This window comes from Micromonospora palomenae, assembly GCF_007829925.1.
GTDB lineage: Bacteria > Actinomycetota > Actinomycetes > Mycobacteriales > Micromonosporaceae > Micromonospora > Micromonospora purpureochromogenes.
The window spans coordinates 592,637-609,526 of record NZ_VIXA01000002.1 but is presented as its reverse complement, the minus strand read 5'-3'; the positions used below and the strand labels follow the sequence as shown (position 1 = coordinate 609,526).

At 72.8% G+C, this 16,890-nt stretch carries 17 protein-coding genes; 13 read left to right on the top strand and 4 right to left on the bottom strand.

Going from position 1 to position 16,890, the window contains the following annotated elements:
• The first annotated feature begins 38 nt into the window (after positions 1-38).
• From FHX75_RS13835 to FHX75_RS13820, 4 genes are all read left to right on the top strand, one after another.
• Positions 39-1,091: a hypothetical protein gene (locus FHX75_RS13835; protein ID WP_154940052.1), complete on the top strand. Its 1,053-nt coding sequence runs from the start codon at positions 39-41 to the stop codon at positions 1,089-1,091.
• 211 nt (positions 1,092-1,302) lie between these two features.
• Complete coding sequence (locus FHX75_RS13830) at positions 1,303-1,770, top strand: DUF4442 domain-containing protein (protein WP_154940050.1); 468 nt, start codon at positions 1,303-1,305, stop codon at positions 1,768-1,770.
• A 59-nt stretch (positions 1,771-1,829) separates the two neighbouring features.
• Positions 1,830-2,579 (top strand): beta-phosphoglucomutase family hydrolase, encoded by a 750-nt coding sequence (locus tag FHX75_RS13825; protein WP_154940048.1) that lies wholly within the window; start codon positions 1,830-1,832, stop codon positions 2,577-2,579.
• Entirely contained in the window at positions 2,576-4,945 is a 2,370-nt protein-coding gene (locus FHX75_RS13820; RefSeq protein ID WP_154940046.1) for a glycoside hydrolase family 65 protein, read from the top strand. Before FHX75_RS13825 ends, FHX75_RS13820 begins: the two co-directional genes overlap by 4 nt.
• A gap of 57 nt (positions 4,946-5,002) precedes the next feature.
• Here the strand turns inward: FHX75_RS13820 and FHX75_RS13815 are convergent, their stop codons facing one another.
• A complete protein-coding gene (locus FHX75_RS13815) occupies positions 5,003-5,182 on the bottom strand; it encodes a hypothetical protein (RefSeq protein WP_154940044.1) in 180 nt (59 codons plus the stop codon).
• A 193-nt stretch (positions 5,183-5,375) separates the two neighbouring features.
• Between FHX75_RS13815 and FHX75_RS13810 the strand changes: the two genes are divergently transcribed.
• Entirely contained in the window at positions 5,376-6,035 is a 660-nt protein-coding gene (locus FHX75_RS13810; RefSeq protein ID WP_154940042.1) for a dienelactone hydrolase family protein, read from the top strand.
• A gap of 236 nt (positions 6,036-6,271) precedes the next feature.
• On the opposite strand, the gene FHX75_RS13805 is transcribed toward FHX75_RS13810, so the two are convergent.
• Positions 6,272-7,420 carry an AI-2E family transporter gene (locus FHX75_RS13805; RefSeq protein WP_246158030.1) on the bottom strand — a complete coding sequence of 383 codons (1,149 nt, stop codon included), beginning with the start codon at positions 7,418-7,420 and terminating at the stop codon, positions 6,272-6,274.
• A 267-nt stretch (positions 7,421-7,687) separates the two neighbouring features.
• Between FHX75_RS13805 and FHX75_RS13800 the strand changes: the two genes are divergently transcribed.
• From FHX75_RS13800 to FHX75_RS13790, 3 genes are all read left to right on the top strand, one after another.
• Complete coding sequence (locus FHX75_RS13800) at positions 7,688-7,870, top strand: antitoxin (RefSeq protein WP_154940040.1); 183 nt, start codon at positions 7,688-7,690, stop codon at positions 7,868-7,870.
• Positions 7,871-8,059: 189 nt separating this feature from the next.
• Positions 8,060-9,268 carry a cytochrome P450 gene (locus FHX75_RS13795; RefSeq protein ID WP_246158027.1) on the top strand — a complete coding sequence of 403 codons (1,209 nt, stop codon included), beginning with the start codon at positions 8,060-8,062 and terminating at the stop codon, positions 9,266-9,268.
• Between the two features lie 43 nt (positions 9,269-9,311).
• Positions 9,312-9,560, top strand: a complete 249-nt coding sequence (locus tag FHX75_RS13790) for a ferredoxin (RefSeq protein ID WP_154940036.1) — start codon at positions 9,312-9,314, stop codon at positions 9,558-9,560.
• A 51-nt stretch (positions 9,561-9,611) separates the two neighbouring features.
• On the opposite strand, the gene FHX75_RS13785 is transcribed toward FHX75_RS13790, so the two are convergent.
• Positions 9,612-10,514, bottom strand: a complete 903-nt coding sequence (locus tag FHX75_RS13785; RefSeq protein ID WP_154940034.1) for an SMP-30/gluconolactonase/LRE family protein — start codon at positions 10,512-10,514, stop codon at positions 9,612-9,614.
• A 100-nt stretch (positions 10,515-10,614) separates the two neighbouring features.
• Between FHX75_RS13785 and FHX75_RS13780 the strand changes: the two genes are divergently transcribed.
• Positions 10,615-11,076 carry an Lrp/AsnC family transcriptional regulator gene (locus tag FHX75_RS13780; RefSeq protein WP_246158025.1) on the top strand — a complete coding sequence of 154 codons (462 nt, stop codon included), beginning with the start codon at positions 10,615-10,617 and terminating at the stop codon, positions 11,074-11,076.
• A gap of 51 nt (positions 11,077-11,127) precedes the next feature.
• On the opposite strand, the gene FHX75_RS13775 is transcribed toward FHX75_RS13780, so the two are convergent.
• Positions 11,128-11,727, bottom strand: coding sequence for a hemerythrin domain-containing protein (locus FHX75_RS13775; protein ID WP_154940030.1), 600 nt, complete (start codon positions 11,725-11,727; stop codon positions 11,128-11,130).
• Between the two features lie 167 nt (positions 11,728-11,894).
• Between FHX75_RS13775 and FHX75_RS13770 the strand changes: the two genes are divergently transcribed.
• The 4 genes from FHX75_RS13770 to FHX75_RS13755 all read left to right on the top strand — a co-directional run bounded on the left by FHX75_RS13770 (position 11,895) and on the right by FHX75_RS13755 (position 16,775).
• Positions 11,895-13,154, top strand: coding sequence for a cyanophycinase (locus FHX75_RS13770; RefSeq protein WP_154940028.1), 1,260 nt, complete (start codon positions 11,895-11,897; stop codon positions 13,152-13,154).
• 211 nt (positions 13,155-13,365) lie between these two features.
• On the top strand, positions 13,366-14,793 hold the full coding sequence (locus tag FHX75_RS13765; RefSeq protein ID WP_154940026.1) for a hypothetical protein: 1,428 nt from the start codon (positions 13,366-13,368) through the stop codon (positions 14,791-14,793).
• A 64-nt stretch (positions 14,794-14,857) separates the two neighbouring features.
• The gene (locus tag FHX75_RS13760) at positions 14,858-15,736 is read left to right on the top strand and encodes a MurR/RpiR family transcriptional regulator (RefSeq protein ID WP_154940024.1); all 879 of its coding nucleotides are present in this window, start codon (positions 14,858-14,860) and stop codon (positions 15,734-15,736) included.
• A 91-nt stretch (positions 15,737-15,827) separates the two neighbouring features.
• Positions 15,828-16,775, top strand: coding sequence for a transporter substrate-binding domain-containing protein (locus FHX75_RS13755; protein ID WP_154940022.1), 948 nt, complete (start codon positions 15,828-15,830; stop codon positions 16,773-16,775).
• Positions 16,776-16,890: the final 115 nt, after the last annotated feature.

The following is a 16,890-nucleotide window of genomic DNA, read 5'->3' as shown; positions in this document are numbered from 1 at the left end:
CCATTCCATTGAGCACCGCCTGTAGAGAGGGGCCCGTCGTGTCGGGTGACCGTCCGAGCCCGCTCGTGATCGAGCGGATCCTGCGTGACCGGCAGGGCATCTGGCAGCAGATCGTCGCCGACGACGACCTGAACGCGCTGACCGGGCGGATGCTGGCCAGCTCCGCCGTCGCACTGGCCTGCTACGGGGCGGTGCTCGGCGCGTTCCACGGCGTGCTGATGGCGTTGACCTCGGCGGTCAAGCTGCCGTTGCTCTTCCTCATCACCCTGGCCATCTGCCTGCCCACGCTCTACCTGTTCAATCTGGTGTTCGGAGCCCGGCTGTCGGTACGCCAGTCGGTGGCCCTGGTGATGGTGGCGATCACGGTCACCTCGATGCTGGCGGTGGCGTTCGCCCCGATCAGCCTCTTCTTCCTGATCACGGCGCCGGACTACGGCTTCTTCAAGCTGCTGAACGTGGCGATCCTGACGCTGTCGGCGGTGGTCGGGCTGCGCTTCCTCACCGGCGGGATGCAGGTGCTCAACGCGCACGGCCTGCTCGCCCCGTCGACCGCCGCCGCCAATGGCACGCAGGCCGCCGTGGCCGCCCCGGCCGCGCAGGCCGCCGTACCCGCCCAGCCGGCGGCCGGTGAGCCGGTCGCGGAGCCGGTGGCCGTGGGGGCGAGCGCGAACGGCGCGGCGGGCGCGAACGGCACCACCACGCCGGCCGCCGAGGCGCAGCCGGTGTCCGTCGTCCCCGCGCAGCCGGCGCCCGGCGTCCCCGTGCAGCCGGCCGCCGGCGTCCCGGCGCAGCCGGTCGTGCTGGCCGGCCACCCGATGGCGGCCTTCCCGCCCGGGATGGTGCCGCCGGGGTACGCCGGTGCGGGCCGGCCGTGGGCCACCCCGCCGGTGCGGCGCGGCGAGTCGGAGCAGCGGCCGGCCAGCATGACCCTGCTGTACGTCTGGATCCTGCTCTTCGGCTTCGTCGGCACCCAGCTCGCCTGGACCCTGCGCCCGTTCGTCGGCAGCCCGGGCGAGGACTTCGCGCTGTTCCGCAGCATCGAGGGCAACTTCTACGCGGAGATCCTCCGCACCATCGGCAACCTGTTCTGACACGTCGCCGGGGCGGGCCGCCCCGGCGCGACCGGGTGACGTCCGCACCACCGTCATGCCCGACCGGGAAAGTCGCCGGTCGGGCATGACGCCTTCCGGGGCGTCGCGCCCCGGTCCACCGCCGACCAGGTGACCGAGCGCTGCCCGCACCGCTGAAATTCCTGGTCCGTCGCGTCTTGCCGGAGAAGTTACCGGCTAGTAACGTCGGGGCATGTCCATCGACTCTCGCCAGGTGGCGGCCGGGATGCTCCAGGCCGTGCCGTTCGCCCGTACCCTCGGCTTCGAGTTCGTCGAGGTCGCCCCGGAGACCCAGGGCGGGGTCCGGGCCGTGGTCCGGCTGCCCGACACGCCGGCCACCCACAACCACGTCGGCGGTCCGCACGCCGGAGCCATGTTCACCCTCGGCGAGACCGCGTCCGGCACGGTGGTGATGGCCGCCTTCGGCCACCTGCTCGACCGCGCGGTGCCGCTCGCCGTCCGGGCCGACATCGCGTACCGGAAGCTGGCCATGGGGCCGGTGCTGGCCACCGCCCGGCTCGGCCGTACGCCGGCCGAGGTGGTCGCCGAGTTGGACGCCGGACAGCGGCCGGAGTTCCCCGTGGAGGTCGAGATCGGCACCGAGGACGGCACCGTCACCGGCACGATGACCGTCGTCTGGACGCTGCGCCCCAACCGCTGACCGGACCGGCACCTGACGAAACGGGTTTGTTCGGGCGGTGGGCTGGATAGATTCGTACCGTGCTGGGCCTACCTGCTCATGTGTCCGCCTGTCTCTTCGATCTGGACGGTGTGCTGACGCAGACCGCCAAGGTGCACAACGCCGCCTGGAAGCAGACCTTCGACGCGTTCCTGGCGCGCCGGGCGGCGGCCACCGGTGAGCCGTTCAAGCCGTTCGACCCCGGGCCGGACTACAACCGGTACGTGGACGGCCGGCCCCGCGCCGACGGCGTCCGGTCCTTCCTCGCCTCCCGGGGCGTGGTGCTGCCGGAGGGCAACCCCGACGACCCGCCCGAGGCGGACACGGTCAACGGGGTCGGCAACCGCAAGAACGTCGTCCTGCTGGAGCGGATCCACCACGACGGGGTCGAGGTCTACCCGGGCTCGGTGACGTACCTGCGGGCGGCCGTCGCGGCCGGGCTGCGCCGCGCGGTGGTCTCGGCCAGCGCGAACTGCCGCGACGTGGTCGCCGCCGCCGGCCTGGAACCGCTGCTCGAGGCGCGGGTCGACGGTCTGGTGGCGCGGGCCGAGGGGCTGCGCGGCAAGCCGCACCCGGACACTTTCCTGGCCGGCGCGAAGTTGCTCGGGGTCGACCCGGTCAATGCCGCGGTCTTCGAGGACGCCCTCGCCGGGGTGGCCGCCGGGCGGGCCGGCGGCTTCGGCTACGTGGTCGGCGTCGACCGGGTCGGCCAGGCCGACGAGTTGCGCGACCAGGGCGCCGACATCGTGGTCACCGACCTCTCCGACCTGCTGAAGGGGACGGCGGCATGATCCGCGAACGCGCTTATCCGGTCGAGCCCTGGCACATCCGGGAGACCCGGCTCGACATGGACGTGCTGGCCCAGTCCGAGTCGGTCTTCGCGCTCTCCAACGGGCACGTGGGGCTGCGCGGCAACCTCGACGAGGGGGAGCCGCACGGCCTGCCCGGCACCTACCTCAACTCCTTCTACGAGCTGCGCCCGCTGCCGTACGCGGAGGCCGGCTTCGGCTTCCCCGAGTCGGGCCAGACCATCGTCAACGTCACCAACGGCAAGCTGATCCGGCTGCTGGTCGACGACGAGCCGCTCGACCTCCGGTACGGCGAGCTGCTGAGCCACGAGCGGATCCTCGACCTGCGCGCCGGCACCCTGCACCGGGAGATGCACTGGCGCTCCCCGGCCGGGCGCGAGGTCAAGGTCCGCAGCACCCGCCTGGTCTCCTTCACCCAGCGGGCGGTCGCCGCGATCAACTACGAGGTGGAGGCGGTGGACGGGCCGCTGCGCCTGATCCTCCAGTCCGAGCTGGTCGCCAACGAGACCCTGCCCGCGCAGAGCCGCGACCCGCGGGTGGCCGCCGTGCTGGAGTCGCCGTTGCAGGCCGAGGAGGAGCTGACCACCGACGACGGCGGGCTGCTCATCCACCGCACCAAGGTCAGCGGCCTGCGGGTGGCCGCCGAGATGGGCCACGACGTGTTCGCCCCGGCGAAGTTCACCGTCGAGTCCGAGGGCTACCAGGACTGGGTGCGGACCACCATCGGGTGCGTGCTCAAGCCCGGCGAGACGCTGCGGGTGGTCAAGTACCTCACGTACGGCTGGTCGAGCAAGCGGTCGCTGCCGGCACTGCGCGACCAGGTCGGCGCGGCGCTGGCCGCCGCCCGGCTGGACGGCTGGGAGGGCCTGCGCCGGGAGCAGCGGGAGTACCTCGACGAGTTCTGGGACGCCGCCGACGTGCGGGTCGAGGGCGACCCGGAGGTGCAGCAGGCGGTCCGCTTCGGGCTGTTCCACGTCCTGCAGGCCGGTGCCCGGGCCGAGCGGCGACCCATCTCGGCCAAGGGCCTGACCGGCCCCGGGTACGACGGGCACGCGTTCTGGGACACCGAGATGTTCGTGCTGCCGGTGCTCACCTACACCCAGCCGTCCGCCGTCCGGGACGCGCTCTACTGGCGGTACTCGACGCTCGGGCAGGCCCAGGAGCGGGCCCGGACGTTGAACCTCCAGGGCGCCGCCTTCCCCTGGCGGACCATCGAGGGCCCCGAGTCGTCGGCGTACTGGCCGGCCGGCACCGCCGCCTTCCACATCGCCGCCGACGTGGCCGACGCGCTGCGCCGCTACCTGCTGGTCACCGACGACGACGAGCTGGAGCGGGAGATCGGCCTGGAGCTGCTGGTGGAGACGGCCCGGCTCTGGCGCTCGCTGGGCCACCACGACCGCAGCGGTCGGTTCCACGTCGACGGGGTGACCGGGCCGGACGAGTACACCGCCGTCAAGGACGACAACATCTACACCAACCTGATGGCGCAGCGGAACCTGCTCACCGCCGCCGACTGCGCGATGCGCTACCGGGACGAGGCGATCGACCTCGGGGTGACCGAGGAGGAGGCGGCCCAGTGGCGGGACGCCGCGAACGCCATGTACATCCCGTACGACAAGGGGCTGAAGGTCCACCAGCAGGTGGAGGGCTTCACCCGGTTGCAGGAGTGGGACTTCGAGCACACCCCGCCGGAGAAGTACCCGCTGCTGCTGCACTACCCGTACTTCGACCTGTACCGCAAGCAGGTGGTCAAGCAGGCCGACCTGGTGCTGGCCATGCACTGGCGGGGTGACGCCTTCACCGCCGACGAGAAGCTGCGCAACTTCCTCTACTACGAGCGGCGTACCGTCCGGGACTCCTCGCTGTCGGCCTGCACCCAGGCGGTGATGGCGGCCGAGGTCGGGCACCCGGAGCTGGCCCACCGCTACCTGCGCGAGGCCGCGCTGATGGACCTGCACGACCTCAACGAGAACACCCGCGACGGGGTGCACATGGCCTCGCTGGCCGGCGCGTGGATCGCGTTGGTCTCGGGTTTCGGCGGCCTGCGCGACCACGACGGGACGCTGTCGTTCTCGCCGCGCCTGTCCAGTCGGCTCAGCCGGCTGGAGTTCTCGTTGCAGTGGCGCTCGCTGCGGCTGCGGGTGGACGTCCGGCCGCACCAGACCACGTACTCGCTGCGCAACGGCGGGCCGGACACGGTGCTGGAGCTGCGTCACCACGGCGAGAAGATCACCGTGACCAGTTCCCTGCCGGTCACCGTCCCGGTGCCGACGCCCGATCCGCCCGGCCCGGCGCCCGAGCAACCCCCGGGTCGGTCCCCGCTGCTGCACCTTCCCGAGGAGGGCTGACCAGACCGACCGGCCACGAGGTCGGCGGCGTACCGCCGACCTCGTGGCCGGAAAGGGTCAGAACTGGCGGCCGTTGGAGGGACGGCCCCCCGCGTCGCGCGGAGCCATCGCGGCCGGGTCGTCCGCCGTGCGGGCCCGGGCCGCCTCGTCCGCCCAGTCCCGGCCGCGCTCGGCGTCCTGTTCGCGTTCTTCCTGCTCGGCCGTCCGGGTCTGCTGCCTGGACTTCTGCTTAGCCATGGCGATCCTCGCGATCCGTCGGGGCGCCGGGCACGCCGGCGCCGTCGTGCGGTCACCCTGCGGCTTCCCGAGGCCGTCGGCGGCAAACGCCGGGGCGACCGCCGCAGCCCGTCGGGGCCGCCCCCGCTTGGGTACCGGCGGCGCGGGTAAGACCGCCGGGCCGGTGCGAATCCGACGGTACGGAGGGGTGCAGATGCGGACAGGAAGCAACGAGGTGACCATCCCGGTGGCCGGCGTCGGGCTCCCGGCCGACGTGACCGTCCCGGAGGGCGCGAACGGCGTGGTGCTCTTCGCCCACGGCAGCGGCAGCTCGCGGCACAGCCCTCGCAACACGGCGGTGGCCGGGGTGCTGCGGAGCCGGGGTGCCGCCACCGTGCTCGTCGACCTGCTCACCCCGGAGGAGGACGCGGTCGACGCCGTCACGGCCGAGCTGCGCTTCGACATCGGCCTGCTCGCCGACCGGCTCGCCGGCATCGTCGACTGGCTGGGCACCGAGCCCACGCTGGGCCGGCTGCCGGTGGGCCTGTTCGGGGCGAGCACCGGTGCGGCGGCGGCGCTGGTCGCCGCGGCGGGGCGGCCGGACCGGGTGGCGGCGGTGGTCTCCCGGGGCGGACGACCGGACCTGGCGGGCCCCGCGCTCACCGGGGTACGCGCGCCGACGCTGATGCTGGTCGGCGGCCTGGACGAGCAGGTGATCACGCTCAACGAGCTGGCCGCCGCGGCGCTCACCGCCCCGCACGAGCTGCGGATCGTGCCCGGCGCCACCCACCTCTTCGAGGAGCCCGGCGCGCTGGAGCAGGTGGCGGCCGACGCGGCCGACTGGTTCGCCGCCCACCTCCGCGTCCCCGCCTGACCCTCCCCACCCACCCCGCTCCGAAGCGCGGCCCGCTCGGCGAGCGCGCACCGCTCGGCGAGCGCGGGCCGCTCGGCGAGCGCGCCCACTGCGCGAGCGCGCACTTTCACCGAAAGCGTGGCTATCCGGCGCGCGATAGCCACGCTTTCCGTGAAAGTGCGTGCCCCGTGCCCCGTGCCCCGTGCCTCGGCCTCGGGCCCGTGCCCGCCCGTGTCCGGGCATCGGGCGGGGTGGGGTCAGGCGGGGGTTGGGGGCGACGAGGGGCGCGGGGTGGCGCGGCTGGCGGCGAGCCGTTCGCGGTGGCGCTGGACGGTGTCGATCACCCGGTAGGCGACGGCGGCGATCGGCACTGAGACGAAGGCGCCGGCGACCCCGGCGATCAGCGTGCCCGCGGTGACCACCACCAGGATCACCGCCGGGTGGAGCTGCACCTGCCGCTTCATGATCAGCGGCTCCAGCAGGTTGCCCTCGATCTGCTGCACGGCGATCACCGCGAGCAGCACCAGCAGCGCCGTCGTCGGACCCTTGGCGGCGAGCGCCACCAGCACGGCGACCGTACCGGCGACGGTGGCGCCGATGATCGGCACGAAGCCGCCGAGGAAGGTGATCAGCGCCAGCGGCAGGGCGAGCGGCACCCGCAGCAGCACCAGGGACAGCCCGATGCCGATCGCGTCGATCGCCGCGATGATCATCGTCCCCCGGCTGTACGCGCCGAGGGTGTGCCAGCCGGCCCGGCCGGCCTCGGCGGTCAGCTCGCGGTTCGGGCCGGTCGTCCGGCGCAGCACCCAGTGCCACATCGTCCGGCCGTCCTTGAGCAGGAAGAAGAGCAGCACCAGGGCGAGCAGGGCGGAACCGACCACCTCGGCTGCCGTCCGGGCCCCGCCGACCGGGTCGAAGCCCCCGCCCATGCCGGAGCGCACCTGCTGGATCAGCTTGTCCAGCTGCGCGTCGCTGACCGGCAGGGTGGAGGTGACGAAGTCCCGGCTGCGCTGGACGCCCTCGCCGAGTTCCTTGCTCAGCTCGCTGAACTGGGCGGCGGTCAGGTTCCACACCAGCACGCCGACCCCGACCAGGATGCCCAGCAGCAGCAGGAGCGACAGCAGGGCCGCCAGCGCGGACGGCACCCGCAGCCGGCGCAGGCGCAGCAGCACCGGATCGAGCAGCGCGGTGAGGAAGAGCGTGACCGCCACGGCGATCGCCAGCGGCGCCAGCAGCACCGCCACCCGACCCAACAGGTAGAGCGCGAACACCACGACCACCAGGCAGGCGCTCCACACCACCGCCGTGCGAACCAGCCAGGGCAGCGCCGCCCAGGCCTGCCGTGGCGCCGGCCGGGCACCCGCCGCCGTCACCTCGGGCGTACGCCCGGCACCGTCCTCGTCCACGTCGATCCTCCTCGGTCTCGGCGGGATCGATACCCGTACGGCCACGCTCCGACACCCGTCGGTGGATCAACGCCGTCCCGGGCAGGTGGTTCCGCTCTGGACAGTCCCGGCCCTGAGACTCGACAACCGCCGCTGGGCATCGCCAGCGAGAAACCCTCGCCCGCGCCGGCCACTGCGGCCGAGGTGACGTGGGCGTACGACAGGGGCCGGGGTGTTTGCGGCCGGGACCGGAGGGAACGCAGCAGGTACCGAGCGAGGAGGACCGTGGTGAGTGACTTCATGGACAAGGCCAAGGACACGGCCGACAAGCACGACAAGCAGGTCGACCAGGGCCTGGACAAGGCCGGCGAGGCCGCCGACCAGCGCACCGGCGGCAAGTACGACGAGCAGACCGACAAGGCCGTCGACATGGCGCAGGCGCGCACGGGTGAGGGCGACCAGAGCCGCTGACCTCGCGTTTCCGCTGCCGGACCGCCCTCGGGTGGTCCGGCAGCGGTGTGTCCGGGGAGGGGCACGGTCTGGTCAGCATCGACCGGGCTCGCTACGATCCGCAGTCGTGGCATGACTCACCGTGGAGTCGTGCGGAGCGGACGGCCCCGCCCGGCGCGGCGGGCCGCGGACCAGAGGGAGCCACCCCCGGTGACCGAGACTGCCCAGCCGACCATCCCGCAGCCCTACCCGTTCAGCGACCCCCACCGGCTCGACATCGACCCCCGCTACGCCCGGCTGCGTCAGGAGCAGCCGTTGACCCGGATCCGGATGCCGTTCGGCGAGCCCGCCTGGCTGGCCACCCGGCACGCCGACGTCCGGACCGTGCTCGGTGACCCCCGGTTCAGCCGGGCCGCCTCGGTGGGCCGCGACGAGCCCCGCAACAGTCCACGACAGACCGACACGGGCATCCTCCAGATGGACCCGCCGGAACACACCCGGCTGCGCCGGCTGGTGGCGAAGGCGTTCACCGCCCGCCGGGTGGAGGAGCTGCGCCCGCGTACCCGGGCGGTCGCCGAGGAGCTGGTCGAGGCCATGGTCGCCGCCGGGCCGCCGGCCGACCTCGTCGCCCATCTGGCCACCCCGCTGCCGATCCGGGTGATCTGCGACCTGCTCGGGGTGCCGGTCACCGACCAGGACCGCTTCCACACCTGGTCGGAGGCGATCGTGTCGACCACCTCGCTGCCGCCCGAGGTGGCCGAGAGCTACGTCGAGCAGCTGCTGGGGTACATGGCCGGGCTGATCGCCCAGCGGCGGGCCGCGCCGACGGACGACCTGATCGGCGCGATGGTCCGGGCCCGGGACGAGCACGCCGACCGGCTCAGCGAGGAGGAGGTCGTCCGGCTGGCCGCCGGCCTGCTCGCCGCCGGCCACGAGACCACCGTGACCCAGATCCCCAACATGGTGTACGTCCTGCTGACCGAGCCGGACGGCTGGGAGCGGCTACGGGCCGACCAGGCTCTGGTGCCGACGGCGGTCGAGGAGCTGATGCGTTTCATCCCGCTCGGCGCGACCGCCGCCTTCCCCCGGTACGCCTTGGAGGACGTCGAACTCGGCGGCGAACTGGTCCGGGCCGGCGAGCCGGTGGTCGTGTCGATCCACTCGGCCAACCGGGACGAGCGGGTCTTCGCCGACCCCGACCGGCTGGACCTGGGCCGGGAGGTCAATCCGCACGTCGGGTTCGGCCACGGCGTGCACCACTGCGTCGGCGCGCAACTGGCCCGGATGGAACTCCAGGTGGTGCTGGAGACCCTGCTGCGGCGTACCCCCGGCCTGCGGCTCGCGGTGCCGGAGTCGGAGCTGACGTGGAAGAGCGGCCTGCTGGTCCGGGGCCTGACCGCGATGCCGGTGTCCTGGTGAGCGCGGAGCGGGGTCCGGCGGTGGCGGCCGGCGGGTGGCGTTGGTGAGCGCCGGGCGCGCGGCGGGCGACGCCGCCCGCTGGCGGGTCTTCGTCGACCCGACCCGGTGCATCGGGTCGGGGATCTGCGCGGGAGCCGCGCCCGCCCACTTCGTGCTGGTGGACGGGCTCTCCCGCCCGCTCGGCGAGCGGATCACCCCGGCGGATGAGGTGCTGGACGCCGCCGAGTCCTGCCCGATGGAGGCCATCATCGTGTCCGACGCCGAGGGGAGCCGGATCGCGCCGGAGCCGTGAGCGCGGCGCGCCCGGGTGGCCGGCGGCACCGACCACCCGGACGCCGACCGGTCACCAGCCCGGGTAGCGGACGCCGCTGATGTTGACCCGCAGCGTGTAGAGCGAGCTGGAGGCGCAGAGGTAGAGGTGGTTGCGCTTCGGGCCGGCGAAGGTGAAGTTGGCGACCACCTCCGGCATGTGCAGCTTGCCGAGGAGGGTGCCGTCCGGGTCGAAGCAGTGCAGGCCGTCGTGCGCGGCCACCCAGACCCGGCCGGCCTCGTCCAGGCGTACGCCGTCGAAGGAGCCGGCGTCGCAGGTGGCGAAGACCTCGCCCCCGGCGAGCGTGCCGTCGTCGCGGACGGCGAAGCGGCGCAGGTGCTTGTGTCGGGTGTCGACCACGTACAGGGTGGACTCGTCGGCGCTGAAGGCCAGGCCGTTGGGTTGCCCGAAGTCGTCGGCGACCCGGCGCACCTCGCCGCTGGTCGGGTCGACGCGGTAGACGTGGTTGCCGCCGATCTCCGACTCGCCCCGGTTGCCCTCGTAGTCGCTGTCGATGCCGTAGCTCGGGTCGGTGAACCAGATCGACCCGTCGGAGTGCTCGACCACGTCGTTCGGGCTGTTCAGCCGCTTGCCACGCCACCGGTCGGCCAGCACGGTGTCGGAGCCGTCCGGCTCGGTGCGGGTGATCCGGCGGTTGCCCTGCTCGCAGCTGAGCAGCCGGCCGCGCCGGTCGACGGTGTGCCCGTTGGCGTACCCGGCGCTGTGCCGGAACACGCCCACCGCGCCGGTGGTCTCGTCCCAACGCAGCACCCGGTCGTTGGGGATGTCGCTGAAGAGCAGGTACCGGCCGGCGGGGAACCAGGCCGGCCCCTCCAGCCACCGCCCGCCGGTCCACAGGCACTCGACCCACTCGTCGCCGTTGACCCGCCGGAACCGCTCGTCGCACACCTCGAACCGGGTCCTGAACCTGTCCACCGCCTGCCACCCCCTGTGATCGTGTTCGGCTTGACGCTAACATGACCGAACCACAATCGGTCAGACCATGACGTGGCCGGATGGCATTCGAGGAGGCTCGGTGGACGACATCGACCGCGCGTTGCTGGCGGCCCTGCAACGGGACGCCACCCAGTCGTACGCCGCGCTCGCCGCGACGGTCGGTCTCTCCACCGGGGCGGCGCACGAGCGGGTCCGCAAGCTGCGGGAGCAGGGGGTCATCCGGCGTACGACGGTGGACGTCGACCCGGCGGCGGTGGGGCGGGGCGTGCTGGCCTTCGTGATGGTCGAGGCGAACGCCTGGATGGGGGACTCGCCCACCCACGAGGCCCTTTCCGCCCTGCCCGAGGTGGAGGAGGCGCACGTGGTGGCCGGCCCCGCCTCGGTGCTCGTGAAGATCCGCGTGGGCACCCCGGAACAGCTCCAGGCCAGCCTCCGCCGGCTGTTCGGCGTCGAGGGGGTCACCGGCACCCGGACCATCGTCGTGCTGGAGACGTTCTTCGAGCGCCCGCTCGATCCCCGCCCGCCGACGGCCGCCCCCTGAACGACGCGACGGCCAGGCCCGGTCGGGCCTGGCCGTCGCGAGACGATCGGGTCAGTGCTGCTTCTCGCGCAGCTCCGCCATCGAGGTCGGCCGGCCGCTGAGCGCGTCGCGCATCCGGTCCACCAGGCCGGCGCCGGGGGCGAGCAGCTTGTTCGCCGGCGGGCGGTCCGGGGCGGCCGGGTGCGGGCGGGTCGGCGCCGACTTCTTCGCGGCCTGCACCTTGCCGGCGAGCTCGACCAGTTCCTCGCGCGCCACCGCGGCCCGCAGGCGCGGGAAGAGGTCGGCCTCCTCGTCCTTGATGTGGTGCCGGATCGTGCCGGTCAGGTGGGCGAGCAGCTCGTCGAAGCGGGGGTCGGAGGGGTCGACGGACTCCAGGTCTTTCATGGTCCGCTCGGCGTCGGCGTGCTCGGAGATCTCGTGCTCGGCCACCCGGTCGCCGTCCGGCAGCGTCTTGCGGGCGGTCGGGTAGACGTACGCCTCCTCGGCGACGGAGTGCCGGACCAGCTCGGCGATCACCACGTCGGCCAGCTGGCGGCGGTGCTCCGGCGTGCCCCGGCGGCTCTCCAGCTCGACGAAGATCGACTCGACCTCGCGGTGGTCGGCGATCAGCACGTCCACGACGTCCTGGTGGCTCTTCTCGTGATGGCTCATCTGGTGCCCCTTACCGGTTGCGGACGGTCGGTTGTGGGGCTGGTACCCCTTTGCCGCCGACCGAATCTCCTCCGGCGGATCCGGTACGGATCGGCCGTTGTCGCGCCGGCACCGCGGGCGTACGCTTCTCCCCGGCCCGCCCTCACGGTCTCCAGTGAGGAGCAGTCATGCCCTTGAACCGCCTGCTGACCATCGGGGTCAGCGCAGGCGCGGCGGTCGTGCTGAGCGTGCCGGCCGTCGCCGCACCGGCCTCGGCCACCCCGTCCCACCACCGCGCCGGTGGCAGTCTGGTGCTGGTCGGCGGTGGTCTCGCCGACGACAACGCCACCATCTACGGCGACATCGTCCGGCTGGCCGGCGGGGCCGGCAAGGCCCGGATCGGCATTTTCACCGCCGCCGCCCCGGTGCCCTCGGAGGACCCGGACGCCGACACCCCGGACTGCAACAACAGCGTCTGCAACGGCGACTACTACGCGAAGCTGTTCACCTCCTACGGCGCGGCCGACGCGCAGTGGATCCCGATCGACCTGGACCACCCGCAGGCCGCCGACGACCCGGCGGTGGCGAAGCAGATCGAGTCGATGACCGGCTTCTTCTTCGGCGGCGGCGACCAGTACCGCTACGTCACCACGATGACCCGGGGCGCCGCCCAGCGGGACTCGGCCGCCCTGGCCGCCGTGCGGCGCAAGCTGCGTTCCGGCGCGGTCGTCGCCGGCACCAGCGCGGGCGCCCAGATCATGGCCGGCAAGGACATGATCACCGGCGGCTCCACCGAGCCGGGTCTGCGCGACGGCGCCAAGCCGGGCTACTTCGAGGATCCGGGCGTCCTGGGCTACCTGCCCAAGGGTGGCTTCGGCTTCTTCACCGAGGGTCTGCTGGACACCCACTTCTCCCGGCGTGGCCGGGAGGCCCGCTCGATCCGGCTCGCCGCCGACACCGGCAACGACCGGGTCTTCGGGCTGGACGAGAACACCGCGTTGGAGGTGACCGGGGTCGGCGGCCGGCACCGCTCGCTGCGGGTGATCGGCCAGCGCGGGGTCAGTGTGCTGGACCTGCGCCGGGCGCGGGTTACCGACACCGGCGGGGTGTGGGGCGTCGAGGGCGTCCGGTGGAGCCGGCTCACCGAGGGCGACCGCTACCGGGCCGAGCGCTGGCAGCCGGTGATTGCGGCGGGCAAGGAGAGGGTGATTCCGGCCGCCGGGCCGTGCACCGTGCCGCCGTCGGACGACGTCTTCTACGACTACGCCCTGGTGAGGCTGGCTGAGGGCCTGGTGGACCAGGCGGGTTGCGGCGCGGCCTCCGGCACCTCGTACGAGAAGGACCCGCAGTTCGCCGCCGAGGTGACCCGGGGCCGCGGCTTCGCCGGGTACCGGGCGGGGTCGACGACCTCGTTCGTCAACGCGGTGATCGGGATCCGGCCCGCCTGACGGGTCCGGGCCGCCCGGCCCGGCTGTCATCGCGAGCGTGATGACTCTGAGGTATCACAATGCCCCGGAGTCATCACGCTCGTTCCGGCGTGCGGCACCTCAGCGGTACCGGCGGGGACGTCACTGGTGTGTAACAGAAGTTACGTATTGAGCAACGAACTTAATGGATGTAACTTCTGTTTCATCGATCCGTGGCCCCTCGGAGGTGCCCATGTCCCCTTCCCGCAACCCCCGCCGGCTCTCGGTGGTGGCCGCCACCGCCGTCCTGATCACCCTGGCCCCGATCGGCGTGGCCGCCGCCCAGGCCCAGGTCACCCGGATCCGCCAGGGCAGCAGCACGGACGTCAGCCGGACCGCCTGGTCCGGTCCGGCGTACACGATGAACGGTTCGGGCGGCATCGTGACCGCGACGATGACCCAGGCCGTCAACGCCATCCGCGGCGGCACCGGCTCCATCGACGTGGTGGTCCTCGCCGGTTCGGGCACCACCACCCCGGAGTGCGACGTCATCACCGGCCTGGCCGGGGTGAACTCGTGCACCACGCTCACCCTCACGGCGGCCCGCGACGGCGACAACGCGCAGGTCAACACCGACATCCGTAACGCGGAGTTCGTCTACTTCGCCGGCGGCGACCAGTGCCGGTACGTGGCCTGGAAGGGCACCGCGCTGGAGGCGTCCGTCGAGTCCGTCGTGGCCAAGGGCGGCGGCGTCGGCGGCGGCAGCGCCGGGCACCACGTCAACAGCGACATCGTGTACGACGCCTGCGCGGCCAGCACCACCTCGGCGATCGCCCTCGACGACCCGTACGACCGGTCGCTGACCTTCACCACCGGCATGTTCCGCTGGCCGAACTACGCCAACACCATCAACGACTCGCACTTCGTCACCCGGGACCGGATGGGGCGCACGATGGCCTTCGTGGCTCGGGCGATCAAGGACGGCCGGACCAGCGGCGGCAAGGCGTGGGGCGTCGGGGTCGAGGAGGGCGCCTCGCTCTACATCGACCGCAACGGGCTGGCCACGCTCAGCGGGCCGAGCGCGTACGTCGTCCTCGGCGACCACCAGCCGGAGATCGCGGTGGCCGGCCAACCGCTGACCTACTCCAACTTCAAGATCTGGAAGCTGACCAGCGGCCAGACCTACCATTTCGCGAACCGTCCCACCTGCGGCTACTACCTCCGGAGCGTGAACGCCGGCGTGCCGAGCAGCAGCCTCTACAGTGGCACCCCGGTCACCGACTGCTCGACCACGCCGCCCCCGTCGGGCGGGAGCAGCTTCGCCGAGGTGGAGCCGAACGACTCGCGCAGCGCCGCCAACGACGTCTCCGGCAACACGTACCCGCTGACCGTCACCGGCGACATGAAGAGCTCCACCGACCGGGACTACTTCGCGCTCACCCTGAACAGCCAGCAGACCCTGTCGGTGAGCTGCGCGGTGCCGACCGCGTACGACGCCGACATCTACCTGCTGGACTCGGCCGGCAGCACGGTGACCCGCTCGGTCAACGACGGCGCGGGCGCCGACGAGTCGGCCAGCCTGACCCGCAGCGCCTCCGGCGCCGCGACCTACTACCTGGACGTGGAGGCGTACTCCGGCTCGGGCACCGCCGACTACACCTGCACCGTCACCAAGTCCTGACCCGCACCCCCCATCGGGCGCGGAGCGGGGAAACCCCCGCTCCGCGCCCGGCTACGCTCAGCGCGTGTCGAACCCCGATGAAGAGCCGCACGGTGTCGGCGTCGCCGCGCTGATCCGCCAGCGGCTCGGCGAGTGCAGTCCCGCCGAGCGCCGGGTGGCCCGGGCGTTGCTCGCCTCGTACCCCGCCGCCGGTCTGGGCACCGTCGCCTCGCTCGCCGAGCGCGCCGAGGTGAGCGCCCCGACCGTGCTGCGCTTCCTGGCCCGGCTCGGCTTCGGCGGGTACCCGGAGTTCCAGCGGGCGCTGCGGGAGGAACTGGCCGAGCGGGAGACCTCGCCGCTGTCGGCGTACCGGGCGGCGGAACGCACCGGCGCGCCGCCGGAGGGCGCGCTGCCGCGCGCCGCGGCCAGCCTGCCGGAGGCCGTCGCCGGCACCCTGGCCGAGCTGCCGCAGGGCGAGCTGGACGGGGCGGTCCGCCTGGTCGCCGACCAGCAGCTCCGGGTCACCGTGGCCGGCGGGCGCTTCTCCGGACTGCTCGCCCACTACCTGGTGCTGCACCTGATGCAGGTGCGCGGCGGCAGTCGGCTGCTCCCGGCCACGCCGGTCGAGCGCACCGACATGCTGGTCGACGTCGGGCGCAAGGACCTGTTCGTGCTCTTCGACTTCCGCCGGTACGAGGAGCCGACCCTCGCGCTGGCCCGGGAGGTGACCGCCCGGGGCGCCAAGGTGGTCCTCTTCACCGACCGGTGGCTCTCGCCGGTCGCCGGCCTGGCGGAGGTGGTGCTGCCCAGCCGGGTCGAGTCGCCGTCGGCGTACGACAGCTTCGTGCCCGCGTTGGCCCTGGTGGAGACGCTGGTCGCGGCCGTGATCGACCGGCTGGGGCCGGTGGCCGGCTCCCGGCTCAAGGCGATGGAGGCGGCGCAGCAGACGTTCGGGGGCGCCTGACCCGCGTTACAGAAAATTGTAACCTCGCCGAGATCGTAACGTGCGTTACAGTCCGAGGGCTGGTTCGTTCTGGCCCCCGGAAGGACACCTCATGCGCATCCGTCAGTTCGCCCTGGTCGGCGCGACCACGGCCCTCCTTGCCGCCACCGCCGCCTGTGGCGGCAACAGCACCACCGCCGCGGGCTCCGGCGACGAGGTCACCAAGGTCTCGGTGACCATCGACGGCGTCGGCGCGGTCGACACCGACCCGGCCCTGGCCAGGAAGGTCCCCGTCGACCTGCGCGGCAAGGGCACGATCACGGTGGCGACCAACGCCCCCTACCAGCCGTTCATCGACTTCAAGGTCGAGGGCAAGAACGACGAGTTCAAGGGCCTCGACTACGACCTCTTCCAGGCCGCCTCGGCCCGGCTCGGGCTGAAGGCCACCTTCAACCAGCAGCCCTTCGACGGCCTCGTCCCCGGCCTGCAGGCCGGCAAGTACGACGCCATCGCCGGCGGCATCACCGACAAGAAGGAGCGCCAGCAGGTCGCCACCTTCGTCGACTACTCCGCCTCCGGCACCGGCTTCCTGGTCAGGACCGGCAACCCGCTCGGGGTGAAGACCGTGGCCGACCTCTGCGGCCGCAAGGTGGCCGTGCAGAAGGCCAGCAACCAGGCGAAGAACCTCGCCAGCTACTCCAAGGACAACTGCGCCGGCAAGGCCGTCGAGGTCAAGGAGTACCCGGAGAACCCGCAGGCGGTGCAGGCCCTGATCGCCGGCAACGTCGAGGTGGTGGCCGCCACCAAGGTCAACCTGGTGGACACCGCCGCCTCGCTCACCGGCAAGGCCGAGCTGGTCGACGACCCGACCGCGCCCAACGGCTGGCTCGCCAGCCCGAACGGCTTCGGCTTCCTCAAGGCCGACAAGGATCTGGCCGAGGCGTACCGGGCGGCCGTGCAGTCCCTGATCGACGACGGCACCTACGGCAAGATCCTCGCCCACTGGAAGCAGACCCCGATCGCGCTCAAGCAGGCCACGGTCGACCAGGCCATCGACTGACCCTGGCGGACCACCACCCCTTGGACCGCGGTCGCCGGGCGCCCTCCGACTCCGTGAGGGCGGGCCCGGAGTGGCGCCCGGCGACCGCCGCACCATCGCCTGATCGGGAGGCACC